Annotated in this window: 22 protein-coding genes and 1 tRNA gene; 5 read left to right on the plus strand and 18 right to left on the minus strand. The window is 65.0% G+C overall.

Going from position 1 to position 25,776, the window contains the following annotated elements:
* Positions 1-27 precede the first annotated feature (27 nt).
* The 3 genes from DPM35_RS17465 to DPM35_RS17475 all read right to left on the minus strand — a co-directional run bounded on the left by DPM35_RS17465 (position 28) and on the right by DPM35_RS17475 (position 1,792).
* Entirely contained in the window at positions 28-615 is a 588-nt protein-coding gene (locus DPM35_RS17465) for a GNAT family N-acetyltransferase (RefSeq protein WP_112128550.1), read from the minus strand.
* Between the two features lie 125 nt (positions 616-740).
* Positions 741-1,010 carry a 50S ribosomal protein L27 gene (rpmA, locus tag DPM35_RS17470; protein ID WP_040991608.1) on the minus strand — a complete coding sequence of 90 codons (270 nt, stop codon included), beginning with the start codon at positions 1,008-1,010 and terminating at the stop codon, positions 741-743.
* Positions 1,011-1,108: 98 nt separating this feature from the next.
* Complete coding sequence (locus tag DPM35_RS17475) at positions 1,109-1,792, minus strand: 50S ribosomal protein L21 (RefSeq protein ID WP_112129067.1); 684 nt, start codon at positions 1,790-1,792, stop codon at positions 1,109-1,111.
* 326 nt (positions 1,793-2,118) lie between these two features.
* On the opposite strand from DPM35_RS17475, the gene DPM35_RS17480 reads away from it, so the two are divergent.
* The 3 genes from DPM35_RS17480 to DPM35_RS17490 all read left to right on the plus strand — a co-directional run bounded on the left by DPM35_RS17480 (position 2,119) and on the right by DPM35_RS17490 (position 4,708).
* Positions 2,119-2,208 (plus strand) — tRNA-Ser (locus DPM35_RS17480).
* A gap of 212 nt (positions 2,209-2,420) precedes the next feature.
* The gene (locus tag DPM35_RS17485; protein ID WP_112128551.1) at positions 2,421-2,834 is read left to right on the plus strand and encodes a hypothetical protein; all 414 of its coding nucleotides are present in this window, start codon (positions 2,421-2,423) and stop codon (positions 2,832-2,834) included.
* A 260-nt stretch (positions 2,835-3,094) separates the two neighbouring features.
* Positions 3,095-4,708, plus strand: coding sequence for a caspase family protein (locus DPM35_RS17490; protein ID WP_112129068.1), 1,614 nt, complete (start codon positions 3,095-3,097; stop codon positions 4,706-4,708).
* 65 nt (positions 4,709-4,773) lie between these two features.
* Here the strand turns inward: DPM35_RS17490 and DPM35_RS17495 are convergent, their stop codons facing one another.
* The 3 genes from DPM35_RS17495 to DPM35_RS17505 all read right to left on the minus strand — a co-directional run bounded on the left by DPM35_RS17495 (position 4,774) and on the right by DPM35_RS17505 (position 9,978).
* On the minus strand, positions 4,774-6,270 hold the full coding sequence (locus DPM35_RS17495; protein WP_112128552.1) for an HAL/PAL/TAL family ammonia-lyase: 1,497 nt from the start codon (positions 6,268-6,270) through the stop codon (positions 4,774-4,776).
* A gap of 220 nt (positions 6,271-6,490) precedes the next feature.
* Positions 6,491-8,323, minus strand: coding sequence for a DNA helicase RecQ (gene recQ, locus DPM35_RS17500; protein ID WP_181592055.1), 1,833 nt, complete (start codon positions 8,321-8,323; stop codon positions 6,491-6,493).
* A gap of 14 nt (positions 8,324-8,337) precedes the next feature.
* Complete coding sequence (locus DPM35_RS17505) at positions 8,338-9,978, minus strand: sulfotransferase (protein WP_112128554.1); 1,641 nt, start codon at positions 9,976-9,978, stop codon at positions 8,338-8,340.
* Between the two features lie 219 nt (positions 9,979-10,197).
* Between DPM35_RS17505 and DPM35_RS17510 the strand changes: the two genes are divergently transcribed.
* On the plus strand, positions 10,198-10,824 hold the full coding sequence (locus DPM35_RS17510; RefSeq protein ID WP_112128555.1) for a LysE family translocator: 627 nt from the start codon (positions 10,198-10,200) through the stop codon (positions 10,822-10,824).
* 9 nt (positions 10,825-10,833) lie between these two features.
* Here the strand turns inward: DPM35_RS17510 and DPM35_RS17515 are convergent, their stop codons facing one another.
* From DPM35_RS17515 to uxaC, 4 genes are all read right to left on the minus strand, one after another.
* Positions 10,834-11,769: a glycoside hydrolase family protein gene (locus DPM35_RS17515; protein WP_181592056.1), complete on the minus strand. Its 936-nt coding sequence runs from the start codon at positions 11,767-11,769 to the stop codon at positions 10,834-10,836.
* Positions 11,770-11,807: 38 nt separating this feature from the next.
* Positions 11,808-12,554 (minus strand): sulfotransferase domain-containing protein, encoded by a 747-nt coding sequence (locus DPM35_RS17520; RefSeq protein WP_112128556.1) that lies wholly within the window; start codon positions 12,552-12,554, stop codon positions 11,808-11,810.
* A gap of 293 nt (positions 12,555-12,847) precedes the next feature.
* Positions 12,848-13,615, minus strand: coding sequence for a 2-dehydro-3-deoxy-D-gluconate 5-dehydrogenase KduD (gene kduD / locus DPM35_RS17525; protein WP_112128557.1), 768 nt, complete (start codon positions 13,613-13,615; stop codon positions 12,848-12,850).
* A 61-nt stretch (positions 13,616-13,676) separates the two neighbouring features.
* Entirely contained in the window at positions 13,677-15,086 is a 1,410-nt protein-coding gene (uxaC, locus tag DPM35_RS17530; protein ID WP_112128558.1) for a glucuronate isomerase, read from the minus strand.
* 182 nt (positions 15,087-15,268) lie between these two features.
* Here uxaC and DPM35_RS17535 point away from each other — a divergent pair, with 182 nt between their 5' ends.
* Positions 15,269-16,774 (plus strand): mannitol dehydrogenase family protein, encoded by a 1,506-nt coding sequence (locus DPM35_RS17535; protein WP_112128559.1) that lies wholly within the window; start codon positions 15,269-15,271, stop codon positions 16,772-16,774.
* A gap of 113 nt (positions 16,775-16,887) precedes the next feature.
* On the opposite strand, the gene DPM35_RS17540 is transcribed toward DPM35_RS17535, so the two are convergent.
* The 8 genes from DPM35_RS17540 to DPM35_RS17575 all read right to left on the minus strand — a co-directional run bounded on the left by DPM35_RS17540 (position 16,888) and on the right by DPM35_RS17575 (position 25,704).
* A complete protein-coding gene (locus tag DPM35_RS17540; RefSeq protein ID WP_112128560.1) occupies positions 16,888-17,295 on the minus strand; it encodes a F0F1 ATP synthase subunit epsilon in 408 nt (135 codons plus the stop codon).
* A 115-nt stretch (positions 17,296-17,410) separates the two neighbouring features.
* Positions 17,411-18,988 carry a F0F1 ATP synthase subunit beta gene (atpD, locus tag DPM35_RS17545; protein WP_112128561.1) on the minus strand — a complete coding sequence of 526 codons (1,578 nt, stop codon included), beginning with the start codon at positions 18,986-18,988 and terminating at the stop codon, positions 17,411-17,413.
* Between the two features lie 68 nt (positions 18,989-19,056).
* Positions 19,057-19,941: a F0F1 ATP synthase subunit gamma gene (locus DPM35_RS17550; RefSeq protein WP_112128562.1), complete on the minus strand. Its 885-nt coding sequence runs from the start codon at positions 19,939-19,941 to the stop codon at positions 19,057-19,059.
* Positions 19,942-19,973: 32 nt separating this feature from the next.
* Positions 19,974-21,503: a F0F1 ATP synthase subunit alpha gene (gene atpA, locus DPM35_RS17555; protein ID WP_040991590.1), complete on the minus strand. Its 1,530-nt coding sequence runs from the start codon at positions 21,501-21,503 to the stop codon at positions 19,974-19,976.
* A complete protein-coding gene (locus DPM35_RS17560) occupies positions 21,503-22,063 on the minus strand; it encodes a F0F1 ATP synthase subunit delta (protein ID WP_112128563.1) in 561 nt (186 codons plus the stop codon). Before DPM35_RS17560 ends, atpA begins: the two co-directional genes overlap by 1 nt.
* Positions 22,064-22,298: 235 nt before the next feature.
* Positions 22,299-22,694 carry an AGROH133_08824 family phage infection protein gene (locus tag DPM35_RS17565; RefSeq protein WP_042645646.1) on the minus strand — a complete coding sequence of 132 codons (396 nt, stop codon included), beginning with the start codon at positions 22,692-22,694 and terminating at the stop codon, positions 22,299-22,301.
* A gap of 96 nt (positions 22,695-22,790) precedes the next feature.
* Positions 22,791-23,486 carry an aspartate/glutamate racemase family protein gene (locus tag DPM35_RS17570; RefSeq protein ID WP_112128564.1) on the minus strand — a complete coding sequence of 232 codons (696 nt, stop codon included), beginning with the start codon at positions 23,484-23,486 and terminating at the stop codon, positions 22,791-22,793.
* A 34-nt stretch (positions 23,487-23,520) separates the two neighbouring features.
* On the minus strand, positions 23,521-25,704 hold the full coding sequence (locus DPM35_RS17575; protein ID WP_112128565.1) for a primosomal protein N': 2,184 nt from the start codon (positions 25,702-25,704) through the stop codon (positions 23,521-23,523).
* Positions 25,705-25,776: the final 72 nt, after the last annotated feature.

The raw sequence follows: 25,776 nt of genomic DNA on the forward strand, positions 1-25,776 counted from the left end.
GCGCCGCTCAACCTTCCGAAGCACCGATCAATAGTGGATCCAGTTGCGAAGACTGTTCCACGTCTTGCGATCCAAGCGATAGCGCTCGACCGGCACCTGGCCGGCGACGATCGAGTTCAGCATGCCCTGGCCGGCATACTGGAAGCCGCATTTGTGGATGACCCGCCGCGACGCCGGATTGATCACCCGGGTCGAGGCATGCAGCACCTGGATCGAGGTCCGCTGGAAAGCGAGGTCGACCAGCGCATGCGCGGCCTCGGTGGCATAGCCGCGCTTCCAATGGGGCTCGCCGATCCAGTAACCGAGCTCCAGCCCACGATCGGTCGTGTTCAGGCCCGCGCAGCCGACGAAGGTGCCGGTGTCCTTGAGCGTCAGGGCATAGACGATGCCGGCGCGGCGCGACGCCGCCATGGCAAGGAAGGTGCGGCCCTCGGTCTCGCCATAGGGATGCGGCATGCGGGCCAGCATTTCGGCGACATGTCGGTTGTCGGCAAGCGTGACGAGTTGCTCGAGATCGCTTTCGCGCGGGGCGCGCATGACCAGCCGCTCGGTGGCCAGCGACGGGCAATCGATCGCGTAACTTTCGTCTTCGGTATCTTCCGCTTCGGCAACCATTTTAGTCCTCCAGGCAAGAAAAAATGAAAAAGGAGAGAGGGCAAGCCCATCTCTCCTGATCCTTTTCCTGGCCTGGCCAGACACCGGTTCCCGAGATGGGCGCCGGTGTTATGGTGCGGAACCGGCTACTCCGCTGCTTTGGTAATCGGGTTCACCGATACGTAGGTTCGGCCGTTGGCTTTTTTGTTGAAGGTGACTGCGCCGGCTTCGAGCGCAAAAAGGGTGTGGTCCGTGCCCATGCCAACATTGGTGCCCGGATGCCATTGCGTGCCGCGCTGACGAATGATGATGTTGCCGGCGACGACGGCTTCGCCGCCGAACTTCTTCACGCCCAGACGCTTGGAGTGCGAATCGCGCCCGTTGCGCGACGAACCGCCAGCTTTCTTGTGTGCCATTTGACTAACTCCGATGCGCCCTGAGGCGCTTGAATGGTCTTATGAACGCGTTCGCGTTCCGTTTCAAGTCCGTACCGGCGACGATCGTCGCCGGAAAATTACTTCTTCGCCAGTTCCTTGGCCTGCTCGCGCCAGTCCTTGATCTGGTCGGCGCTGAACGGCATGTGCTCGTCGATCTTGGCAACGTCCTTGTCGGTAAGCTTGGCGAGCTGCGCGAAGGTGACGATGCCCTGCTCGGCGAGGTCCTTCGCCGCGACCGGGCCGATGCCCTTGATCACGGTCAGGTCGTCCGGCTCGCCCTTCGGCGCCTTGAACAGCGGCGCTGCCTTTGCCTCTTCGCCGGAAGCGACCTCTGCCTTGGTTTCCTTCTTGGCCTTCGGCTCCTTCGCAGCGACCTCGGCCTTCGCCTCGGCGGCGACTTCAGCCTTGGCTTCCGGCTTGGCGGCGGCCTTCTTCGACGGCTTGGCGCCGCCCAGCAGGATCTCGGCGATCCGGACGGTGGTCAGCAACTGGCGATGGCCGATCTTGCGGCGCGAATTCTGGCGGCGGCGCTTCTTGAAGGCGATGACGGTGCGGTTCTTGCCCTGCTCGACGACTTCCGCCGTGACCAGCGCGCCATCGACGAACGGCGCGCCGAAGGTGACATTCTCGCCCTCGCCATGCGCGAGCACATTGCCGATCTCGACGATATCGCCGACCTTGGCTTCGAGCTTCTCGATCTTCAGGAGATCGTTGGCGGCGACGCGATACTGCTTGCCGCCCGTTTTGATGACTGCGAACATTTTTTGCCTTTCGCTGTTCGGTCGGCCTCGATGAACCGCCTCGGGCGGTTCGGCCGTCTTTTTGTCAGTCTGCGGGTTCAAAAAACAAGCGGCGCGGAAGAGCCTCCACGCCGAATGCGGGCTGTCCCTAACCGAAGGTTGCGTTGGAGTCAAGGCAAGCGGCCCTGTCTCTGAAGAGACCCCGAGCGGCGTTGCCGGCAAACATCGCTCCGTTCCCTCGCCGCTCCTTTCCAAGAAGCCGGAAATCGCGCGAATAGGGCCTTGTAACTCTGGCAGCCAGCCGTTATCTAGTGCGCCGCGCCGGCAACGGCCGACCATGACCTCGCGGAGAGGTGGCAGAGTGGTCGAATGCACCGCACTCGAAATGCGGCATACTCGCAAGGGTATCGGGGGTTCGAATCCCTCCCTCTCCGCCATCCTGCTTCGCTCTCCGAGCTTCGCAGGATCGACGCGATCCTTCGCGCCAAGCAGGATGGCCTCAGCAGCAGCGTGAAGCAGTACACACTCGCGTGGCAAGAATTCGCTATGGTCAGTAGACTATGATCTCAAGGGATCATCCCGCGGAGGGTCGTTCGACATGCGCTCTGGACAGAATCCAACGGTGTCTGGTCGCCATTCGGATCGGCAGATGATCGGGCGAACCATCGCCGTTGCCCTTGCAATCGCGTTTTCCGTTTCGCCTTCGCACGCAGCACAGCATCGTCTGCCGAGCGGTTACAAATGGGGCCGCTGCCTGCTTGTCGTTCACGGCGAGACGCGGATCTCCGGAAAATGTTCCTATCAGATCGAGCAGGGCGGCGATTTCAACATCCAGGGGCCCAACCAGGTTTTCGCAGGCATCGACTATCCCGACACGCATAGCGGGGCTGGCGAGATGTCGAAGGACTACTGGGCCGTCGTCTACAAGGACGGAAATTCCTGGGCAGGCTATGCCAACGGGGATATTCGCGACACCCACGGCGAGGCAGGCGATTGGGGAGAGCTTCGCCGTGAAGGCGCCTGCTATGTCGGGAAGGATGTCAAGGTCTGCCTTTGGCGTTAATCGGCTCGAGGCGATTGCGGGGTTGAATTCAGGCAGATCGAATTGGTGGCGAATAAACCGGTCGCCGCCATGCTCCAGATCATGGAATGTCTTTGCGCGGCGCGGTGTATCGCCGAAGTCCCGACGGCGAGGCTCTGACCGCGAGAAACCACAGGCTTACTGCCCGCGGATGTGCTATATTTCATAGACGCAAGCATCTTTGAATGAAATTGCCAAGGGGACTAGCAGCAGAGCCGCGACTTGAGTTGGGGATGCGCGCCATGAGGTTCTGGGTCGCCATCGTTGGTTTCTTCCTCCTGACCGCGGCAGATCTGCTGCTGCAGCCCGGGGCCCTTGCCGCCCAGGGCAACCGGGTTGCGCTGGTCATCGGCAACAGCAAGTATGTCTATGCGCCCGCTCTCCCCAATCCCGCGAGCGACGCCCGCCTGATGGCCGACGTGCTGCGCAAGGTGGGGTTCAACGTTATCGAAGGCGTCGATCTCGACTATGCCGGAATGCGGGATCGGCTGAACAAGTTTACCGAGGCATCCTACGACGCGGATACGGCGCTGATCTATTATGCCGGCCACGGCATGCAGGTGAACGGCAAGAATTATCTCATCCCGGTCGATGCCGAGCTTACCGCGCCGGCGCATCTCAAGACCCGCACCATCCAGATGGACGAGTTGCTGGCTGCTCTGCCGCCGGACCCGGCCGTCGGCATCGTCATTCTCGACGCCTGCCGCGACAATCCGCTGGCGAGGACCTTGGCGGCCTCCTTGCCGAAAAGCCGCTCGACCACGGCTCCGGGCCTGGCGCCCATTGATGTCAGCGGGTCGGACGTCGGCACCGGCGGCGTGCTGATCGCCTTTGCCACCGACCCCGGCGCCGTATCCTATGACGGCGGCGGCGCCAACAGTCCCTATACGACCTCCCTTGCCAAGCATATCGCCGAGCCCGGCGTGGAGCTCCAGAGCGCGCTGACCCGGGTGCGGGGCGAGGTGACGGCCGAGACGAACGGCAAGCAACGACCCTGGCACAACGCATCGCTCGGCCGCGAGGTCTTCATCGGTCCGCAGACCCCGCAGCCGCCGGCACCGGTTCAGCCGGCTCAGCCATCGGCGACCGCGACGCAGGCGGAGCCCGCCAGCACCGACGGGCGCGGATGGGAAATCGAGCAGCGGGTGTGGGATGAGGCTTCGAAGCGCAACACGCTGGCGCACTATGAAGCCTATTTGCAGCAATTCCCCAACGGGGCGTTCGCCGATCTGGCGCGTCTCAACATCGACCAGCTCAAGAAGCAGCCGCCCACCGTGGTCGCCAATGTACAGAGCGAGACCTCGCGGTCGGCAACCGCCGTGGAACCTCCGGCCGCCGCGCCCAAGCCGGAAGCCGACACCGGGACCGAACTGACGGAAAGCGCGATCGGGCTTGATCGCCACGGCAAGATCGACTTGCAGGAACGGCTTCTGGCGATCGGCTACGACCTGGACGCGGCCGACGGTGACCTCGGCACCAAGACCCGCCGCGCCATCGGCCAGTGGCAGGAGGCGAACAGCTTGCCCCCGACCACCTTCCTCACCCCGAAGCAATATGCCCGCCTGAAGCTCGACACGGACGACGCGCTGAAGACGTACCGCGCCAAGCAGGCATCCGAAGCGCGAGCAAAGAAACAGGAAAGCGTGGTGCCGCAAAAGCCGCAGAAACCGCAACCGGTCGTCCGCGCCAGGCCGAGGCGCCAGGAGCAGCGCGAGGCTGCCAATCCAGGACCGGCGCCGAGGCCAAAAGCAACACCAGCGCGGAAATCCGCATACCACATGTGCAGCGGGATTGACGGCACCTTCCAAATTCCGGCATCGCAGAGATGTCCTTTGAGCGGCTACGCCAACCACTGAAGAGGCGCCGGGCTTTCGCCGATCCCGCCGGCGGGCGTTCCCCGGGACTTGTACCAGGGACGCGCTCAGACTTCGCCGAGTTTCACATCTACCCCGCGAATGAAATCGCGCAGAGTCTCCATGTCCCAGGACAGCGGGCGATCGTCGCTGTAATGCGCGATGCGTTGGCGCACGGCGCGGTAGATGGCGTCCGTGCCGGGCGCCCGCGCGGCCTTGCAGGACAGGAAGTCATGCGCCTGTGCGGCGGCCATGAGTTCGATCGCCAGGATGTATTCGGCGTTGTCGATGACGGCCAGAAGCTTGTTGGCCGCCACTGTCGGATGGGCGAGGAAATCCTCCTGCAGGCCGGAAGTGACGCCGCCATCCGTCGCCGCCGGCGCGGCGAGGCGCCGGTTGACGTTGCTGAGCGACGCGGCGGTGTACTGGGCGATCATGAAGCCCGAGTTGCAGCCGCCTTCGGCGGCGAGGAATGCCGGCAGATTGTTGACCAGCGGATTGACGAGGCGATCGATGCGGCGCTCGCTCATGGCCGCGACCTGCGCCAGCGCGATCGTCAGACCGTCTGCTGTCTGCCCGAGCGCCGGCGCCACCGGATGCGCCTGCGAAAACACTTTCGGTTCATCGGGCGTGCCGGCGACGGCGGGATTGTCGGTCACTGAAGCGAGCTCGCGGTCCACCAGCAGTGCCGAGCGTTCCAGCACCTCGCGCGCCGCGCCATGCACATGCGGCACGGCGCGCAGGCTGAGCGCGTCCTGCGTGCGGCTGCCATGCGCCGCCTGGATCAGCCCGCTGCCGTCGAGCAGACGCCGCATCGAGGCGCCGACCGCCTCGATCCCGGGCGACGGCCGCATGGCCAGCACGGTTTCGTCGAAGGCCGCCATCTGTCCGCCTGCCGCTTCCAGCGTAAGTGCCGCCGCCGCATCGGCCCAGGCAAGCAGACGCTCGGCGCGAACCAGGGCGATGCTTGTGAGGCCGGTAGCGCATGCCGTGCCGTTGACGAGGCTCAAGCCTTCCTTGGCGCCCAGCACCAGCGGCTCCAGGCCGATCTCGGCCAGCGCCTCGCGGCCGCTCATCCTGCACCCGGCGACAGTTGCCCTGCCCTCGCCGATCAGCACCAGCGCGATATGGGCGTTGTGCGTGAGATACCCGGCCGATCCTCGCGACGGAACGTCCGGAACGCAGCCCCGCTCGAGCAAGGTGAGCAGGTTGCGCACGATCTGCGGCCGCACGCCCGAATGGCCATGCGCGAAATTCGCCACCTGCGCGGCAATGACAGCGCGGATGCTGCGTTCCGACACCAGTTCGCCGACGCCGCAGGCATGGCTCAGGATGATGTTGCGCGACAGCTTCTCCTGCAGGGCCGGCGCCACCACCTTGCTTGCCAGCGCGCCAACCCCTGTGTTCACGCCATAGGCGCGAATGCCCTTCTCGACGAGGCTTGCGACGATGCGGTTCGCATGGGCGATGCGATCCCAGGCGGCCGGCGCCAGGGCGAGCATTTCGCCGTCGCCGACACGCGCGATGTCGCGCCAGCTTGCGGCATTGTCGATGATTACTGTCATTGCGAACCCACCCAGGCTGATAGCCGTCAAAAAGTTTGCGCCCTGTGACAAGTCCCCAGCGGCAGGGTGGTACCTAAAGCTTCTCGAACACGGCCCTTGTCGGAATTTCGCCGTGGCGGCGGGCAAATTTGAAAATATTGGCGCAACTCGGCTGGTCCCGATCAGCTTCCGGCGTTTGCGGCCCCGTAGTTGTCTCTCGATACTGGCGGCAGCGGGAGACCTAGGTCGCCTGATGCGCGGCGATGGCGCCCAGGAAAACCTCGCCGAACTCCTTCAGCTTCGCCGCGCCCACGCCGTTAACCTCGGCGAACTCGTCGAGGTCTTGCGGGCGGCGCTCGGCCATGTCGATCAGCGTGCGGTCGGAGAACACCACGTAGGCCGGCACCTGGCGCTCCTTGGCGAGCCTCAGCCGCAGCGTCTTGAGCGTCGCCAGAAGCGATGCATCGACGCCCTCGCCGTCAATGGCGGCGCCTTGCGCGGCGCGCTTCCTGCCGCGCGCGAAACGGTCCCGGCCCTCGACGCGATACTCGAAGGCAACCTCGCCGCGGCCAAGGGCGCGGCCGCTTTCCGAGATGACAAGACCGCCATGGCCGTCCGGATCCGGCACTAGGAAGCCGCCGGCCACCAGTTGCCGGATCAGCGACAGCCACACCGGCTTCCTGTGCATGATGCCGGTCCTGAAGCTGGCGAGCTTCTGATGGCCTCTCGCCAGCACCTTCTCGGTCTCGTGGCCGAGCAGGACATCGATGACATGGGCGGCGCCGAAGCGCTCGCCGCTCTGCGCCACGGCCGCAAGGATGACGCGCGCCTCGGCGCTGCCGTCGGCGCGCGGCGCCTGGTTAAGACAATTATCGCAATTGCCGCAGGCCTTCGCCTCCTCGCCGAAATAGCCGAGCAGCACCTGGCGCCGGCACTGCGCCGTCTCGCAATAGCCGATCAGCGTGTCGAGCCGGCGATGCGCCCGTCTTTTGTGTTCGGGCGAGGTATCCTCCTCGTCGATGAACATCCGGCGCGTGCGGATGTCACCGGCGCCGTAGAGCATATGCGCTTCCGCCGGTCGGCCGTCGCGCCCGGCGCGGCCGATCTCCTGGTAATAGGCCTCCAGGCTGCCCGGCAGGTCGGTGTGGAAGACATAGGCGACATCGGGCTTGTCGATGCCCATGCCGAAGGCGATCGTCGCCACCATGACGACGCCCGACAGACTCATGAAGGCGTTCTGGTTCGCCTCCCGCGCCTCCTTGCTCATGCCGGCATGGTAGGCAAGCGCGCGCACGCCGTTCTTCTCAAGGAAGGCCGCCATCTCCTCCGTCTTGCGCCGCGACAGGCAGTAGATGATGCCGCTCTTGCCCTGGTGCCGCTCGACGAAGCGCAGCAGCTGGCGCTTGCTGTCCTGCTTGGTCTCCATCGCCAATTTGATGTTGGGGCGGTCGAAACCCAGCACCAGGGTTTCGGCCCGCCCGGCAAACAGCCGCGCCTCGATATCGCCGCGCGTGGCCTCGTCGGCGGTCGCCGTCAGCGCGATGATCGGCACGTGCGGAAACACGCCGCGCAGTTGCGACAGGTCCTCATATTCGCGCCGGAAGGCCGGGCCCCATTGCGAGATGCAGTGCGCCTCGTCGATGGCGATCAGGCTAACATCGAGCCGCGACAGCGCGTCCAGCATCCGCTCCGTCATCAGCCGCTCCGGCGCCAGATAGAGCAGCCGCGTCTGCCCCGACGCCACGCGGCGCCACGCCGCGACATTGGCGTCGCGGTCGAGCGAGGAGTTGATCGTGTCGGCGGCCACACCGGCAAGCCGCAAGGCGGCGACCTGATCCTGCATCAGCGCCACCAGCGGCGACACCACGATGGTGAGCCCGCCCTTGACCAGCGCCGGAACCTGATAGCAGAGCGACTTGCCGGCGCCCGTCGGCATGACCGCCAGCACATGGCGCCCGGCCAGCAGCGCCTCGATCACGGTCGCCTGTCCGGGACGGAAATCGTCGTAGCCGAAGACATCCTTCAGGACGCGACGCTTTGGATCTTCAAACAGGGTTTTCAAAACCGGCGTCACGGCAATCTCTTGCGTTATGAGGCTTGGGGAAGGTCGTAGCCGAATTCTCGGCAGAAAGCCTCGATGCGGCCGAGAAACGACCTCGGCAAGGTGTGGAGATAGGTGCGGAATTCCTCATTGCGTTCCCATTTCCGCAGCGAGCTCCGTCGAATCGGATTGTTTGGATCGGAGCTGAAGCGAAGCCTTGCCGCAAGGCCGAATGCATCGGCAATTGCCTGCTGTGCCGCATCGGGTCCGGCAATCAGGTCCTCATAACGCAGATAGTGGATGGCGCGCCGTGGCTGGGCCCGCCTCAGTCGCAGCAGCCCGTCATACTCAGCCTCCCAGCGTTCGGTCGTGACGTGGAAGCGGCGCACATGCATCGTCTCGGGATGCTGGCTCGTCAGCACATCGAAAGGATGGCGCACGCAGTAGATCAGGCCGATTTCAGCCGGCAAATGGCTGAGCAGTTCATGACTTTCGGCGGTGCGCTTGACCACGACATTGGCTTCCCGGCGCTTCAGGTCGATCAGCACCGGAAACGGGGCTTCGCCGCCGAGGACATAGGTGTCGTCGAAGCACGCCATCAGGTCGCGGGTCAGCGTGGTGCCGCTGCGCGCGCAGCCGGCGATGAAGATCCTGTTTGGCTGCTTCGGCCTCTTTCGGTCGAGAACCCGGCCGATCGCCTGCGCCAGGTGAGCGGTATGGTCTTCGAGAGCGGCGACGGCGCGCGATGCCGACATCGGTCGCGCTGTCTGCGGGCAAATTTCGGCCAGCGCTATGCCGCTCTCGCCGGCGGCTGCGTAGAGAAGCCAAACCCGCCCGTCTTCCTCGAAGATCGCGGGATCGCGCAGCGCGTTCTCCCTACCTTCGGCGGGACCCGTCCGGCTTCTGCGCAGCGGCAGATCCGCCCCTTCGAAGTCAGTCCCTGGTCTCAGCAGCTCGATCCTTTCGCGCACGGTCCAGCGCCGCCAGCCGCGCGAGAGATCGACCGTGCCATAAAAGATCCGCTCCGGCTGGTCGCCCTTGCGCGTATAAAAAACCCGCAGCCAGCGGCCTTGTTGCTGAACGGCGACATGCCTTGGCGGCAATCGCCCCCGCGAAGCTTGCAGCAGGACAGGCCCTGTCTCGAAACCGGAGAGACCATCGCTCGACCGGCAAAGCGTGACGACGTCCGTACCAAAGAGGCCGTACCACCAATGGCCATGCCGGAAAATCCGCGCATAGGACGGTCCAAGCGCGTTTGCACGGGGACTGAAATGCAGCCCGTCGGCGGATGTGGCGACGAAGGTCGTCTGCGCACGGCCGCCATTCCCGGTCGGACCATGGAAATAGAGGACGATGCGTCGGTTCTGTTCGTCGACATGCAGGTCGGGGGAAGCGATGTGCTCTTTAAGAAAAGGACATTCGGCAAGCGACAGGACGCCGCGCGGGTGGATATGCCAAGGACCTTCCAAAGCGTCGGCATAGGCAAGCCGGATATAGGTGCCGTTGTGATGCGCGAAATAGAGGTAGTAGGCGCCAAGCCTGCCGGGCACCCAGTCCGGCATCTTGATCAGCGACGGACCGTTTATGTTGGCGCCGTCGTCGCCGGGCAGCATGTCCGGCGTGATCAGCGCACCGAGCCGCCTTGCCGTGATGCCGCCGGGACGTTTGTGCCGCTGGATATCGCTCAAGCTTTGTTTCCCGAAAAACGAACAGCCGCCAGATAAGTCCATTTCCGGATTCGCGCCAATGGCTGGACGCGTTCAGCCGGCGATAGCAGCCGGCCTCGACCGGCGTCTCTGTCTAGATCAACCATCACATCGGATGCGGAATTCCATCGACTCGGCTTGCGATGCTATGGTCCCGACCAGCCCGCTGCCGAGCGGCGGCAGACTTACAGGAGCCTTCGCATGATCGATCCCGCCACGCTCATCACCTATATCGCGGTCGTGTTCGGCTTCGTCTTCATTCCGGGACCGGCGACGCTGCTCACCGTTGCGCGCGCGACGAGCTCGGGCACGAAGGTCGGCATCGCCACCGGCGCCGGTGTCGCGGCGGGCGATGTCATCCACACCATCATGGCCATTGTCGGCATCTCGGCCATCATCGCCGCCTCGGCGGTGCTGTTCAGCATCATCAAATATATCGGCGCGGCCTATCTCGTTTATCTCGGCATCCGCGCCATTATCGAAAAGGCGCCGGCCGATCTGGCGGGCAGGTCGCTGCCAATCTCGGCGGGCCGAGCCTTCCGGCAGGCGATCCTGACCGAAGTGCTCAACCCGAAGACGGCTCTGTTCTTCCTCGCCTTCCTGCCGCAATTCGTCCACCCGCAAAGCGGTTTCGTGGTGCTGCAGCTGATGGTGCTGGGCATCATCTTTGTCCTGCTCGGCCTCTTCAGCACGGTCGTCTTCGCCGTCAGCGCCGGCGGCCTGGGTTCCTTCCTGCGCCGCAATCCGGCGGTGCTGAAATGGCAGGGCAAGGTGGTCGGCGGCATCTATTGCGCGCTCGGCGTGCGGCTCGCGCTGCAGCAGCGCTGAACGAGCGGCTTACGCCAGCAAGGTCGCATCGCCTCCGATACGGCCCAACAGCGCCGCGATTAGTTTCCGCAGGCCCGTCGTCCTCGGTTCAACCGGGCAGAGTTCGGCCAGCGCTATGCCGCTTTCGCCGGCTACGGCATAAAGCAGCCAGGTCCGCCCATCTTCCTCGAAAATGGCTGGATCGCGCAGCGCATTCTCCCTGCCCTTTGCAGCGCCCATTCGGCCACGCCTGAGGGGCAGATCGGCGCCCTCGAAATCGGTGCCGGGCCTAAGCAGCTCGCTCCTGCCGCGTACCGTCCAGCGCAGCCAGTCGTCGGAGAGATCGATACTGCCGTAAAGCACACGTTCGGGCGCGTCGCCCTTGCGTGTGTAATAGACGATCAATGAGCTGCCGTTTTTCTGCACCGCGACATGCCTGGGCCGAACCCGCCATGAGCCGGGCAGCACGACCGGTCCCTCCTCGAACCCGGAGAGGCCGTCATTTGACCGGCGAAGCCGCACGTTGGCCGTGCCGAAGAGCCCATACCACAAGCCATCATGCCGAAAAATCCGCGCGTAGAATGGTCCAAGCGGTTCGGGATTGGCTGTGAAACGCAGACCGTCGGCGGACGTGGCCGCGAAGGTCGTCTGCCCCTGGCCGTTCGAGGCCGGACCGTGGAAATACATGACGATCCGCTGGTTTTGCGCATCGACATGCACGTCGGGAGACGCAATATGCCCCGTGAGGAACGGACACGCGGCGAGCGAAAGCGCGCCACCTGGATGGATCCGCCAGGGACCCTCTATCGCGTCGGAATAGGCAAGCCGGATGTAGGTGCCGTTGTGATGCGCGAAATAGAGATGGTAGGCCCCGAGCCGACCCTTCGCCCAATCGGGCATCCTGACCAGCGACGGCCCGTTTATGTTGGCGCCGTCATCGCCAGGCAGCATGTCGGGCGTGATCAAAGGTCCATGCCGTCTGGCCAAAAGGCCAAATGCCGGCCTCATCCGCGGGCCCAGTCCGGCATATCATAGCCAAACTCGTCGCAGAACCCTTTGAGGCGTGCGAGAAATATTGGCGGCAGCGTGCGCAGATAGGTTCGGAACTCTTCGTTCCGTTCCCATTTCTTCAGGGAGGTCGCACGTATGGGATTGCTTGGATCCTCGCTGAAGCGGATACGCGGTTTGAGGTCGAATGCCTGCGCGATCCGCTCCTGCACCGCATCCGGCCGGGCGATCATGTCTTCATAGCGGGCATAGACGATCGCACGGCTGGGCTGTGCTTTCCTCAGCCGCAGCAAAGCGTCATATTCCGCCAGCCAGCGTTCGGGCGTGACGTGGAACCGGCGCTGTGCCCTGCTCTCGGGGTGCGAACTTGTAAGCACGTCGAAAGGATGGCGGACGCAATAGATCAGGCCTATCGCGCTTGGCAATCTGGCCAGATGCGCATGAGTCCGCTCGGAGCGCTTGACCACTAGGCTGACTTCCGGGCGGTCCAGCAGGTCCAGTTGGGCATATCTCGCCTCGGCCTGATGGACGAAAGTGTCTTCGAAGCATCCCATCAGGCGCTGTGTAAGCGTCGTTCCGCTGCGCGCGCAGCCGGCGATGAATATCTTGTTGTAGCGCGCCGTGTCCGATTTCACCCAAAGTCGCCACAGCCGCTTCAAGTCCAGCGCCAATCGCCGGATCTCCCTGATCGGTCGCCTGGCGGCCTCGCGCAAAAGCGCTTCTGACTTGCGTGCAAGGTCCATTCCCGACTCTCTCCCGCCGGCTATGTTCCGCTGCCGGCGCCGGCATGCGAGGTCGAACGATCATCTCCGATCCGCCGTCTCTTTGGCCGATATGCGGGCAAAGTTCCAGTCCTCTTCGTTAAGCCAATCTTCACCCTGTTGCGGCACGGTTGCCCTCCTGCGGCGATGTTTCGAGTACCGCGGCGGCGCCCCAGGCGCCCAGGCAACAAGCCCGCGCTTCACGGCGCGGGCTTTTCGTTTTGAATAGCCGGCCAGATCTTTGTTTCTTTCAGTTTTAAACGGGCAGGGAACAATTACCGCGCCAGCCAACCGCCGTCGACCGGCACCACGGCGCCGTGCATATAGTCCGATGCCGGCGCCAGCAGGAACACGGCCGCGTCGCCGATGTCGTCGGGCCGGCCCCAGCGCCCAGCCGGGATACGCCCGAGGATGGCGGCGCTGCGGTCGGGGTCGGCGCGGAGCGCTTCGGTGTTGTTGGTCTCGATATAACCTGGCGCGATGCCGTTGACGTTGATGCCTTTCGCTGCCCATTCGCAGGAGAGCAGCCTCGTCAAGCCGAGCACGCCATGCTTCGAAGCCGTATAGGAAGCAACGCGGATGCCGCCCTGGAAGCTCAGCACCGAGGCGATGTTGACGATCTTGCCGCGCCGTCCCGGTTCGGCAAGCACGCGCCTTGCAAAACCCTGGCAGAGGCGGAAGACCGTCTTCAGATTGACGTCCATCACCTCGTCCCAATCGGCCTCGCTCAGATCGACCGCATCGGCGCGCCGGATGATGCCGGCATTATTGACGAGCCCGTCGATCGGGCCGTTTTGATCCCAGATGCGGTCGAGCATCGCGGCGGCCCCGGCCGGGTCGCCGAGATCGGCCTGCACCGCTTCGAAGCTGCCGCCCGCGGCCGCGATCTTGCCGGCCGTGTCGTCCATCGCCGAGCGGCCGACGCCGACGACCAGACCGCCGGCACGCGCGACCGACATGGCGATGCCTTGGCCGATGCCGGTGTTGGCGCCGGTGACCAGGATGCGCTTGCCCGTGAGGCTGAAGGCGGCAAGATCGCTCACGCTCGTTCTACCTTTCGCTTCCCGCCGCTCGAAGGATCGGCCGTTCTGTGGCGCCGCGTCTTCACAGGCGATATGCCTTCTTGGCAAGCGTATAGGCAAGGTCGCGCGCCAGCTCATGCGCCTCGTCCTCGCGCAGCCGATGCTCGGCGACCAGCCGCGCCAGGAAGGCGCAGTCGACGCGGCGTGCGACGTCGTGCCGTGCCGGGATCGACGGAAAGGCGCGCGTGTCGTCGTTGAAGCCGACAGTGTTGTAGAAGCCTGCCGTCTCGGTGGTCATCTCGCGAAAGCGGCGCATCCCTTCCGGGCTGTCGTGGAACCACCAGGCCGGACCCAGCTTCAGCGCCGGATAGGCGCCGGCAAGCGGCGCCAGCTCGCGCGCATAGCTCGACTCGTCGAGCGTAAACAGGATGACCGTGAGGTCGCGTTCCAGCCCGACGCAGTCGAGCAGCGGCTTCAGCGCCGTCACATAGTCGGCGCGCGTCGGGATATCGAAGCCCTTGTCGCGGCCGAATTTCTGGAAGACGGAAGGCGAATGATTGCGCCATGACCCGGGATGGATCTGCATCACCAGGCCGTCGTCACGGCTCATCTTGGCCATTTCGGTCAGCATCTGCGCCCTGAACAGCCGCCGCTCGCGCTCGTCGTCGGAGCCGCGGCGGATACGGTTGAACAGCTCCTCGGCCGCCGCGTCGGAGAGATTGGCGGTCTCGGCGGTCGGATGGCCATGATCGGACGAGGTGGCGCCGAATTGCTTGAAATAGGCGCGACGCTGCCGATGCGCATCGAGATAGCCCGTCCATGTGCCGGTGTCGCAGCCGGCGATGTCGCCGAGGCGATCGAGATTGGCCGAAAACCCTTCGAAATCGGGATCGACCACCGCGTCCGGCCGGTAGGCCGTGACGACGCGGCCGCTCCAGCCGCTGTCGCGGATCATCCGGTGCCATTTGAGATCGTCGAGCGCGCCCTCGGTCGTGGCGATCACCTCGATGTTGAAGCGCTCGAACAGCGCACGCGGACGATAGTCTTCGCGTTGCAGCAGCATGGCGATCCTATCGTAGGTGCGGTCGGCGCTGGCTGCCGTGAGCGGCTCCTCGATGCCAAACAGATGCGCGAACACGTGGTCGAGCCAGAGCCGCGTCGGCGTGCCGCGGAAGAGATAATAATGCTCGGCGAAGCGCTGCCAGATGGCACGGCCATCAGTCTCGACCGGCGCGCCATCAAGCGTCGGCACGCCGAGCTCTTCCAGCCGCAAGCCCTGGCTGAACAGCATACGAAGGACGTAGTGATCCGGCACGATGAGTAGCTGTGCGGGGTCCGGAAACCGCTCGTTGAGCGCATACCAGCGCGGGTCGGTGTGACCGTGCGGGCTGACGATGGGCAGGTCCCGGACCGAGGCGTAAAGCGCGCGTGCGAGCGAAAGCGGACGTCCCTCGGCGGCGAACAGCAGATCCGGATCGGTCAATGCGGCCACGTCGATCCCTCCTCCGGAGCCCCACCGGTAGGGTCCGGGAGAAATGCTGTCAACACACGAAAAGCTGCGCCCTCGCGCGCCCCGCGCCCATTGTCGGCGGCGGTGGCCAGTGCTACGCCGCCATCCATCTTTGCCGTCATCCCTGGCGGCTTGGCCGCAAGCGATTGGAGACTTCACATCCGATGACGAAGCGCCTGTCGAACAATACGATTGCGAATGTGCCGGCGGCGATCCCGCGCTATGACCGCGGCGCTGTCACCCCCGGTATCGTCCATCTCGGGGTCGGCGCCTTCCACCGCGCCCACCAGGCGGCCTATGTCGACGCCTGCCTGGCGGATGGCGAGAGCGATTGGGGCATCGTCGGCGTCTCGCTGCGCAGTCCCGACACGCGCGACGCGCTCAAGCCGCAGGATGGGCTCTACACGCTGGCAATCCGCGACAGCGCCGGCGAACAGCTGCAGGTGATCGGTTCGATCCAATCCTTGCTCGTCGCTCCGGAAGACCCCGGCGCGGTGCTCGCCGCGCTGACCGACCCGCGCATCCGCATCGTCACGCTCACCATCACCGAGAAGGCCTATCTCAGGGCAGCCGACGGCACGCTCGACAGCGCACATCCCGATATTGTGCATGACCTCGCTAACCCTGGCTCGCCGAAGACGGCGCACGGCTTTCTCGCCGAAGCACTGGCGCGCCGTCGTGCCGCCGGCTCGCCTCCCTTCACCGTGCTCTGCTGCGACAACCTTCCGGCCAACGGCGCCACGCTGCACCGGTTGATGGTCGAATTCGCAAAGCTGCGGGACGCTCATGGTGGCGCCGGCCTGGCATTGGCCAGCCACGTCGCGAACGAAGTCGCCTTCCCGTCTTCGATGGTCGACCGCATTGTGCCGGCGACCACGGATGCCGACCGGGCGCGCATCGGCCAGCAAATCGGCGTCGAGGATGCCTGGCCGGTGACGACCGAGCCGTTCCGGCAATGGGTGATCGAGGACCGCTTTCCCGCTGGCCGGCCGGCCTGGGAGAAATTCGGCGTCACCATGGTCGAGAATGTCGGCCCCTTCGAGGATATGAAGCTGAGGCTGCTCAACGGCGCGCATTCAGGCATCGCCTATCTTGGCCTGCTCAGCGGCCATGCTACCGTCGACCGCGCCTTCGCCTATCCGGCAATAAGGCAGTTCGTCGACCGGCTCTGGGCCGAGGCCATCCCGACGCTGCCGCAGGATGCCGGGCTCGACACAAGCGCCTACACGGCCGAGCTCGCCGATCGCTTTTCCAATACCGCGCTCGCCCACCGCACGGCGCAGATCGCCAGTGACGGCAGCCAGAAGCTGCCGCAGCGCATCGTCGCTTCAGCGCTTGCCAGGCTTGAGGCGGGCCTGCTGCCGGAACATCTGTCGCTGGTCGTCGCCGCCTGGATCGCTGCCTGCGCCGCGCGCGGCGGTGCTTTGCCCGAGGGCCATTTCACCGATCCACTTGATGCCGCCCTGAATGACCTGTTCGGCCGCAATCCGCCGACGGCGACAATGGCCGAGGCCGTGTTCGACCTCGCCGGTTTCGCCATGGGCCACACGGAGCGCCAAAGGTTGATCGAGTTTGTCGCCACCCATCTCGTCCACTTCAAGCAGGGCGGTCCGAAGCTGGCTCTTGCCGCGCTCGGCATTAGCAACGAGCCGCCCAGGCTGGCCGAGTGACAGCTCGCCCGCCTGCTCGCCAGGGATTGCGCCCCAAGCAAAACTGATCTCGCAACACCAAACAAAAAAGCGGGGCAAGCCCGCTTTTTTCAATCTCGCATTTTCAACGACGATCAGGCCGGCAGCAGCGCGCCTTCCAGCGTGGTAAGCTGGGCGAGGAACTGCTCGGCGCGGCTGCGCGCCACGTCGTCCTTGGCGTCGGCGGCGTCTTCCTTGGCATCCTGGATGCGGCGGGCAAGGTCGGCGCGATCGATGTCGTTCACATGCACGGCCGATTCGGCAAGCAGCGTGCAGCCGGACGGCAGGATGTCGGCGAAACCGCCGAAGACGACATAGCGGTCTTCCTTGCCACCCGCGGCCTTCACCGTGACGACGCCGGGCTTGATGGTGGTCATGACCGGCGCGTGCTGCGCCATCACCGTCATCTCGCCTTCGGCGCCCGGGATGACGACCGACTCGACCTGCTCCGAAACGAGCAGCCGCTCCGGCGAGACCAGTTCGAACTTGAAAGCTTCAGCCATGATCAATTTAGCGAATGGTGAATGGTGAGTGGTGAATGGCCCAAATGACCTTCACCTCAGTCCGATTTCCTATCCGCTACTCCCTATTCACCATTCACTATTGACCATTCACCAATCAGGCCGCTTCAGCCGCGAGGCGCTGTGCCTTCTCGACCGCCTCGTCGATGCCGCCGACCATGTAGAAGGCGGCTTCCGGCAGGTGGTCGTAGTCGCCGGCGCAAAGGCCCTTGAAGCCCTTGATGGTATCGGCGAGGTCGACCAGCTTGCCCGGCGAGCCGGTGAACACTTCGGCGACGAAGAACGGCTGCGACAGGAAGCGCTCGATCTTGCGGGCGCGGGCAACCGTCTGCTTGTCCTCTTCGGACAACTCGTCCATGCCCAGGATGGCGATGATGTCCTGCAGCGACTTGTAGCGCTGAAGGATCGACTGCACCTGGCGGGCGACCTGGTAGTGCTCCTCGCCGACGACCATCGGGTCGAGCATGCGCGAGGTGGAATCCAGCGGATCGACGGCCGGGTAGATGCCCTTTTCCGAGATCGCGCGGTTGAGCACGGTCGTCGCGTCAAGGTGGGCGAAGGAGGTCGCCGGCGCCGGGTCGGTCAAGTCGTCGGCCGGAACGTAGATCGCCTGCACCGAGGTGATCGAGCCCTTGGTCGTCGTCGTGATGCGCTCCTGCAGCGCGCCCATGTCGGTGGCGAGAGTCGGCTGGTAGCCCACGGCGGAAGGAATACGGCCGAGCAGCGCCGACACTTCCGAACCCGCCTGGGTGAAGCGGAAGATGTTGTCGACGAAGAACAGCACGTCCTGGCCCTGGTCGCGGAAATATTCGGCGACGGTGAGGCCGGTCAGGCCGACGCGGGCGCGCGCGCCCGGCGGTTCGTTCATCTGGCCGTAAACGAGTGCTGCCTTCGAACCCTGGCCGCCGCCCTTCTTGTTGACGCCCGATTCGATGAACTCGTGATAGAGGTCGTTGCCTTCGCGGGTGCGCTCGCCGACGCCGGCGAACACCGAGAAGCCGCCATGCGCCTTGGCGACGTTGTTGATCAGTTCCTGGATCAGCACGGTCTTGCCGACGCCGGCGCCGCCGAACAGGCCGATCTTGCCGCCGCGGGCGTAGGGCGCGAGCAGATCGAGAACCTTGATGCCGGTGACCAGAATCTGCGCTTCCGTCGACTGGTCGACATAGGCCGGAGCCGGCTGGTGGATGGCGCGCATCTCGACGGCGTCGACCGGACCGGCTTCGTCGACCGGCTCGCCGATGACGTTGATGATGCGGCCGAGCATGCCCGGACCCACCGGAACCGAGATCGGCGCGCCGGTGTCAAAGACGTCCTGGCCGCGCACGAGACCTTCGGTCGAGTCCATGGCGATGCAGCGCACGGTGTTTTCGCCAAGATGCTGGGCGACCTCGAGCACCAGGCGGTTGCCGACATTGTCGGTTTCCAGCGCGTTCAGAATGGCCGGCAGATGATCTTCGAACTGCACGTCGACGACGGCGCCGATGACCTGGCGGACCTTGCCGGCGGCGCCGACGCGCTTGGCCGCGACGCTGGCGGCGGAAGCCGCGGCCTTGGCCGGAGCGGCCGCCTTCTTCGCCGGAGCGGCGGCCTTCGCGGCTGCTGCCGGGGCCTTTGCCGCCTTCGGGGCCGATGCCTCCTTGGCCGCGGTCTTCGGGGTAGCTGCTTTCGCCATCGTCTTTGCCCTTTTCGTCTATCCGTTGTTCACGCCGCTGCGAGGTCTCGGACCCCGCCCGCGCGCGCCTAGAGCGCCTCGGCGCCCGAAATGATTTCGATCAGTTCCTTGGTGATCTGCGCCTGCCGCTGGCGGTTGTAGGTGATCGACAGCCTGTTGATCATGTCGCCGGCGTTGCGCGTCGCATTGTCCATCGCGCTCATCTTGGCGCCCATCTCGCCGGCCGCGTTTTCCAAAAGCGCCCGGAAGATCTGCACGGCGATGTTGCGCGGGATGAGGTCGGAGAGGATCTCGCCCGGCTCCGGCTCGTATTCGTAGACCGCGGCGGCGCCGTTGCCCGTCGCGGCGGCGGCCGAAGCCGGCGCCGCCGGGATGATCTGCTGCGCCGTCGGGATCTGGCTGATCACCGATTTGAACTGCGAATAGAACAGCGTGCAGATGTCGAAGCCGCCCTCGTTGAAGAGATGGATGACCTTGCGCGCGATCGCGTCGGCATTGACGAAGCCGAGCGTCTTGACCTCGCGCAGGTCGACGCGCTCGAGAATCAGCGAGCCGTAGTCGCGGCGCAGTATGTCAAAACCCTTCTTGCCGACGCAGATGATCTTGACCTGCTTGCCGTCGGCCAGAAGCCTGCGGATATGGTCGCGGGCAAGCCGTGCGATCTGCGAGTTGAAGCCGCCGCACAGGCCACGCTCGGCGGTGCAGACGATGAGCAGATGCACGTCGTCCCTGCCGGTACCCGTCATCAGCGCCGGGGCATCGCCGCCGCCACCGATCGCCTGGGTGATGTTGGCCAGCACCGCGCCCATGCGCTCGGAATAGGGCCTGGCGGCTTCCGCCGCCTCCTGCGCGCGACGCAGCTTCGCCGCGGCGACCATCTGCATCGCCTTGGTGATCTTCTGCGTCGCCTTGACCGAGGCGATGCGGTTACGAAGGTCTTTTAACGAAGCCATGCTTCAACCTGATCCCGTGCGTCCGGCTTCGTTCAAGCGAAGGTCTTGGCGAAAGCGTCGATTTCCGCCTTCAGCTTGGCGCGCAGATCGTCCGACAGCGCCTTCTCCTTGCGGATGCCATCGAGCACGTCCTTGCCGGCCGAGCGCATATGGCTGAGCAGGCCATGCTCGAACTTGCCGACCTGGTTGAGCGGCAGCTTGTCGAGATAGCCGTTGACGCCGGCGAAGATCACCGCGACCTGCTCTTCCGTCTTCAGCGGCGAGAACTGCGGCTGCTTGAGCAGCTCGGTCAAGCGCGAACCGCGGTTGAGCAGGCGCTGCGTGGCGGCGTCGAGGTCCGAGCCGAACTGCGCGAAGGCCGCCATTTCGCGGTACTGCGCGAGCTCGCCCTTGATCGAGCCTGCGACCTGCTTCATCGCCTTGATCTGCGCCGACGAGCCGACGCGCGACACCGACAGGCCGACGTTGACCGCCGGGCGGATGCCCTGGAAGAACAGGTTGGTCTCGAGGAAGATCTGGCCGTCGGTGATCGAGATCACGTTGGTCGGGATGTAGGCCGACACGTCGTTGGCCTGCGTCTCGATGACCGGCAGCGCGGTCAGCGAACCGGCGCCGTTGTCGTCATTGAGCTTGGCGGCGCGCTCGAGCAGGCGCGAGTGCAGGTAGAAGACGTCGCCCGGATAGGCCTCGCGGCCCGGCGGGCGGCGCAGCAGCAGCGACATCTGGCGATAGGCGACGGCCTGCTTCGACAGGTCATCATAGCTGATGAGGGCATGCATGCCGTTGTCGCGGAAATACTCGCCCATCGTGCAGCCGGCGAACGGCGCCAGGAACTGCATCGGCGCCGGATCGGAAGCGGTGGCGGCGATGATGATGGAGTAGTCGAGCGCGCCGCGCTCTTCCAGCACCTTCACGAACTGCGCGACGGTCGAGCGCTTCTGGCCGACGGCGACGTAGACGCAGTAGAGCTTTTCCTTCTCCGGACCGTTGTCGTGCACCGACTTCTGGTTCAGCATCGTGTCGAGGATGATCGCGGTCTTGCCGGTCTGGCGGTCGCCGATGACCAGCTCGCGCTGGCCGCGGCCGACCGGGATCAGCGCGTCGATGGCCTTGAGGCCGGTCGACATCGGCTCGTGCACCGACTTGCGCGGAATGATGCCGGGCGCCTTGACGTCGACGCGCTTGCGCTCGGTCGCCTTGATCGGGCCCTTGCCGTCGATCGGGTTGCCGAGCGCGTCCACCACGCGGCCGAGCAGGCCGGGACCGACCGGAACGTCGACGATGGCGCCGGTGCGCTTGACGGTGTCGCCTTCCTTGATGTCGCGGTCGTTGCCGAAGATGACGACGCCGACATTGTCGGCTTCGAGGTTCAGCGCCATGCCGCGGATGCCGCCCGGAAATTCGACCATCTCGCCGGCCTGGACATTGTCGAGGCCGTAGACGCGGGCGATGCCGTCACCGACGGACAGAACCTGACCGACTTCGGAGACCTCGGCCTCCTTGCCGAAATTCTTGATCTGGTCTTTCAGAATTGCGGAAATTTCCGCGGCGCGGATGTCCATCAGCCGACCTCTTTCAGTGCAAGCTTGAGCGAATTGAGTTTGGTTTTGAGCGACGTATCGATCTGGCGCGAGCCCATCTTGACGATCAGGCCGCCGAGCAGCGACGGATCGACGGTCATGGCGATGGCCACATCCTTGCCGGCGATGCTCTTCAGCGTCGCCTTCAGTTCAGTCTGCTGCGCAGCCGTCAGCGCGTGCGCCGAGGTGACCTCGGCGGAAGCCTCGCCGCGATGGTCGGCGGCGATCTGGCGGAATGCCTTGATCATGCCGGGCACCGCGAACAGGCGACGGTTCCTGGCGACGACGCGCAGGAAATTGCCGACCAGTCCGGTGATCTTGGCCTTGTCGACGATGGCGGCGATGGCCTTGGCCTGGTCCTCGCTGGAAAACACCGGGCTGTTGATCAGCCGCTTGAGATCGTCGCTGCCGTTGAGCATCGCCTCGAAGCTGGCGAGGTCGGCCTCGACCTTGGCGACTGAATTTTCCTGCAGAGCAAGCTCAAACAGCGAGCCTGCATAGCGTTCTGCGACAGCTGAGATTGGCGATGACGATTGGGCCACGGACCGTCTTTTCTCTTGTCTGACAGGCCGCAGATTGTTGGCGCGAGCGAAAACTCTGGCTAAATCTTTGACCTTACTGCATTTTTCCAAGCACGGAGGCGCGGCTTCCGCTATCCCCGGTCGAAAGTCGATTGCCGTCTAGCACAGGCTTTTTAAGACCGCAATGCATCGTCCAGCATGCTTTTCAGGCACTTTTGTCGCATCAGGCAGCGAAGGCCAAGCTCAAGCACCGAATTCACGGCACGAAGCCGAAGGCAAAGGCCAGCGGCAGCGCCGCCAGCGCCAATTCAACCACGATCGAAACCCAGTTGAAAGGGGTGTTGGCGCCATCCGACATCATAGACAGCAGCCGGCCGAAGGCAGTGAACAGCCAGGAGAAGCCCAGCGCCATGTAGAGCAGGGGCTGTGCGAGCAGGATGCAGCACAGGCTGACGCCGAGATAGAAGCCGGACATGCGGCCGCGCCCCTCGGCGATCGCCGCCGCTTTCTCCGGCCTGGGCTGCAGGCGAAGCACGCGAAAGGCAAGCCCCGGCGCCAGGAACAGGAAGAGGCCGAGCGCCAGGGTCACGACAGCGCTCGACCAGGCCAGCCATTCGCCCTGGCTCGCGGGCCACGGAAACGCGAAGTCCATAAAGTCCCCCCTCATATTTCTTGTTCTGAAACACCGGCATTCTAGCCAGGGAATGGCAGCGCGCCAGAGCATGGCCGACACATTAGGAATCGCGCATCAGGAGAGCGCGAAGTCGACCGCGGCCTCGGCATGGATGCGCGTCGTGTCGAACAGCGGAATGTCGAAATCGCCCTGGCCGATCAGCATGGTGATCTCGGTGCAGCCCATGATGACGCCGTCCACGCGGTCGGCGCGCTGCATCCGGCCGACCTCGTCGAGATAGGCGGATTTCGATTCGGGCCTGACGATGCCCTGGCAGAGCTCGTCATAGATCACCCTATGCACCATGTCGCGGCCGGCATGGTTCGGCACCGCCGGCTCGAGGCCGTATTTGTCACTAAGCCGCCCTTTGTAGAAATCCTGCTCCATGGTGAAGCGCGTCGCAAGCAGCGCCGGCCGCTTGACGCCGGCCTCGACGACGGCGCGCCCGGTCGCGTCGGCGACGTGGATGAGCGGAACCGATACTGCTGCCTGCACCGCGTCGGCCAGCTTGTGCATCGTGTTGGTGCAGATCACCAGGCCTTCGGCGCCGGCCGCCTCCAGCTTATGGGCCGCTTCCACCAAAAGCGCGCCGGCGCCTTCCCAATCGCCCGCATGCTGCCGTTCGGCGATCTCGGCAAAATCGAACGACCACAACAACAGCTTCGCCGAATGCAGCCCGCTCAGCCGCTCACGCACGATCTCGTTGAGCAGGCGATAGTAGATCGCCGTCGATTCCCAGCTCATGCCGCCGATCAGGCCAAGGGTTTTCATGGGTAGGGCACTCCGTTGGGACTGTCTCTCACGCTTACAGGAAGCTCTGCGGGTCGATGTCGACCTGCACGCGCACCGAGCCGCGCAGCTTCGGGCCCTCCGCCAGCATAGCCCGGATGAAACCCTGCATATCGGCGCGCCTCTCGCCCTGCACCAGGAGGCGGAAGCGGTGACGGCCGCCGATCAGCGACAGCGGCGCCTCGGCCGGCCCGAGCACGAACACGTCCGAAGCCTGCGGTGCGGCGCGTCGCAAGCCGCGCGCATGGCTTTCGGCCTCAGCTCGTGTCGCCGCGCTCACAATGATGCCGGCGAGCCGGCCGAACGGCGGCAGTCCTGCCCGCTCGCGCTCGGCGATCTCGCGCTCGTAAAAGGCTTCCGAATCGCCGGAGACGATGGCCCGCATCACCTTATGGTCGGGCTGGTAGGTCTGGAGCAGGCCGAGGCTTTTCTTGCCGGTGCGGCCGGCGCGCCCCGTTACCTGGCTGAGCAGCTGGAAAGTGCGCTCGGCGGCGCGCGGATCGCCATTGGCCAATCCTAGGTCCGCGTCGACCACGCCGACCAGCGTCATGCCGGGAAAATTGTGGCCCTTGGCGACGAGCTGCGTGCCGATAACGATATCGGCCTCGCCATTGGCGACGGCCTCCAGCTCCAGCCTGAGCCGGCGCACGCCCCCCAGGAGGTCCGAGGAAAGCACGATGGTGCGGGCATCCGGGAAATGGGCGACCACTTCCTCGGCGATTCGCTCGACACCCGGCCCGCAAGCCACCAGATGGTCGAGCGTGCCGCATTCCGGACAGGCCTCCGGCCGCCGCTCATTATGGCCGCAATGATGGCAGACGAGTTGGCCGCGAAACCGATGCTCGACCAGCCAGGCCGAACAGACCGGACAGCCGAAACGGTGGCCGCAAACGCGGCAGAGCGTCAGCGGCGCATAACCGCGCCGGTTGAGGAAGAGCAGCGACTGTTCCTTCCTCTCCAGCGTGCGCTGCATCTGTTCAAGCAGGACCGGCGACAGGAAGCCGCCGCGGGCCGGCGGCGAACGCCGCATGTCGATCGACTTCAAATCGGGGAGCGCGGCTTCCGCGAAGCGCGACGACAGCACGGCCCGGTCGTATCGGCCCTGGCTGGCGTTGACCCGGCTTTCCACCGACGGCGTGGCCGAGGCGAGCACGACGGGAAAGCCGCCGATATGGCCGCGCACCACCGCCATGTCGCGCGCATTATAAAAGACGCGATCCTCCTGCTTGTAGGCAGGATCGTGCTCCTCGTCGACGACGATCAGGCCGAGATCCTTGAACGGCAGGAACAGCGCCGAGCGCGCGCCCGCGACAACGCGCACGCCGCCTTCTGCCACCTGCCGCCAGACGCGTTCGCGCATCCGCGGCGGCAGGTCCGAATGCCACTCCGCGGGCTTGGCGCCGAATCGGTCCTGGAAACGTTCGAGGAAGGCATGGGTCAGCGCGATTTCCGGTAGCAGAATCAGCACCTGCTTACCCTTGTCGAGGGCCGCCGCCACCGCTTCGAAATAGACTTCCGTCTTGCCCGACCCGGTGACGCCGTCGAGCAGGGTGACGTTGAAGGCGTCGGCAGCGATTGCCGCGCGCAGCTTCTCTGCCGCCGCTTTCTGGTCCGGCATCAGTTCCGGTAACGTGTGAGAGGGGTCGGGCGCCACCACCACCGGGCGCGGCGGGATCATCACCGTCTCGAACACGCCCTGCGCCCTCAGGCCGTCGATCACGGTCGATGAGACGCCCGCCGCATGCGCCAGTCCCGAGCGCGTCCAGGCCAGCCCGCCTTCGGCCGTCTCCAACACGCGTCGCCGCGCGTCCGTCAACCGGTCCGGCTCGGCCAGCGTACGCTGCAATCCCTCGATCCAGGGCTCCGGGTCGAAAGCCTCCGGGGCCCTGAGCAGCATGCGCGCCACCATGCCGGGGGCAGACAGTGTGTATTGCGCGATCCAGTCGACGAAGCGGCGCATTGGCTTGTCGATCGGTGGGCAGTCGAACACCTCCTCGATCGGCCGCAATTTCTTCGCATCGACCGTCTCGACCGCGCCGTCCCAGACGATGCCCGCGACCTGACGCGGCCCGAGCGGCACGCGCACGATCGAGCCCGGCACCACGCGCATGCCGGGCGGCACGGCATAGGTGTAGGGCCGTTCGGCCGGCATCGGCACCAGCACGGGCGCGGCTGCGACAAAGGGCGAATCTTCCATCATGAGGCGTGACCTTGCCCCGACTTTGCTCTAGATCAAAGGGGACCCTCTTATGTGCCTGGCCGACGCCGGGCG

The organism is Mesorhizobium atlanticum, from assembly GCF_003289965.1.
Lineage (GTDB): Bacteria > Pseudomonadota > Alphaproteobacteria > Rhizobiales > Rhizobiaceae > Mesorhizobium > Mesorhizobium atlanticum.

What these genes read in the sequence shown, in the direction of transcription:
- DPM35_RS17465 (WP_112128550.1), bottom strand. Translation starts at nt 615, where the DNA reads ATGGTTGCCGAAGCGGAAGATACCGAAGACGAAAGTTACGCGATCGAT.
- rpmA (WP_040991608.1), bottom strand. Translation starts at nt 1,010, where the DNA reads ATGGCACACAAGAAAGCTGGCGGTTCGTCGCGCAACGGGCGCGATTCG.
- DPM35_RS17475 (WP_112129067.1), bottom strand. Translation starts at nt 1,792, where the DNA reads ATGTTCGCAGTCATCAAAACGGGCGGCAAGCAGTATCGCGTCGCCGCC.
- DPM35_RS17485 (WP_112128551.1), top strand. Translation starts at nt 2,421, where the DNA reads ATGATCGGGCGAACCATCGCCGTTGCCCTTGCAATCGCGTTTTCCGTT.
- DPM35_RS17490 (WP_112129068.1), top strand. Translation starts at nt 3,095, where the DNA reads ATGAGGTTCTGGGTCGCCATCGTTGGTTTCTTCCTCCTGACCGCGGCA.
- DPM35_RS17495 (WP_112128552.1), bottom strand. Translation starts at nt 6,270, where the DNA reads ATGACAGTAATCATCGACAATGCCGCAAGCTGGCGCGACATCGCGCGT.
- DPM35_RS17510 (WP_112128555.1), top strand. Translation starts at nt 10,198, where the DNA reads ATGATCGATCCCGCCACGCTCATCACCTATATCGCGGTCGTGTTCGGC.
- DPM35_RS17520 (WP_112128556.1), bottom strand. Translation starts at nt 12,554, where the DNA reads ATGGACCTTGCACGCAAGTCAGAAGCGCTTTTGCGCGAGGCCGCCAGG.
- DPM35_RS17535 (WP_112128559.1), top strand. Translation starts at nt 15,269, where the DNA reads ATGACGAAGCGCCTGTCGAACAATACGATTGCGAATGTGCCGGCGGCG.
- DPM35_RS17540 (WP_112128560.1), bottom strand. Translation starts at nt 17,295, where the DNA reads ATGGCTGAAGCTTTCAAGTTCGAACTGGTCTCGCCGGAGCGGCTGCTC.
- atpD (WP_112128561.1), bottom strand. Translation starts at nt 18,988, where the DNA reads ATGGCGAAAGCAGCTACCCCGAAGACCGCGGCCAAGGAGGCATCGGCC.
- DPM35_RS17550 (WP_112128562.1), bottom strand. Translation starts at nt 19,941, where the DNA reads ATGGCTTCGTTAAAAGACCTTCGTAACCGCATCGCCTCGGTCAAGGCG.
- atpA (WP_040991590.1), bottom strand. Translation starts at nt 21,503, where the DNA reads ATGGACATCCGCGCCGCGGAAATTTCCGCAATTCTGAAAGACCAGATC.
- DPM35_RS17565 (WP_042645646.1), bottom strand. Translation starts at nt 22,694, where the DNA reads ATGGACTTCGCGTTTCCGTGGCCCGCGAGCCAGGGCGAATGGCTGGCC.
- DPM35_RS17570 (WP_112128564.1), bottom strand. Translation starts at nt 23,486, where the DNA reads ATGAAAACCCTTGGCCTGATCGGCGGCATGAGCTGGGAATCGACGGCG.
- DPM35_RS17575 (WP_112128565.1), bottom strand. Translation starts at nt 25,704, where the DNA reads ATGATGGAAGATTCGCCCTTTGTCGCAGCCGCGCCCGTGCTGGTGCCG.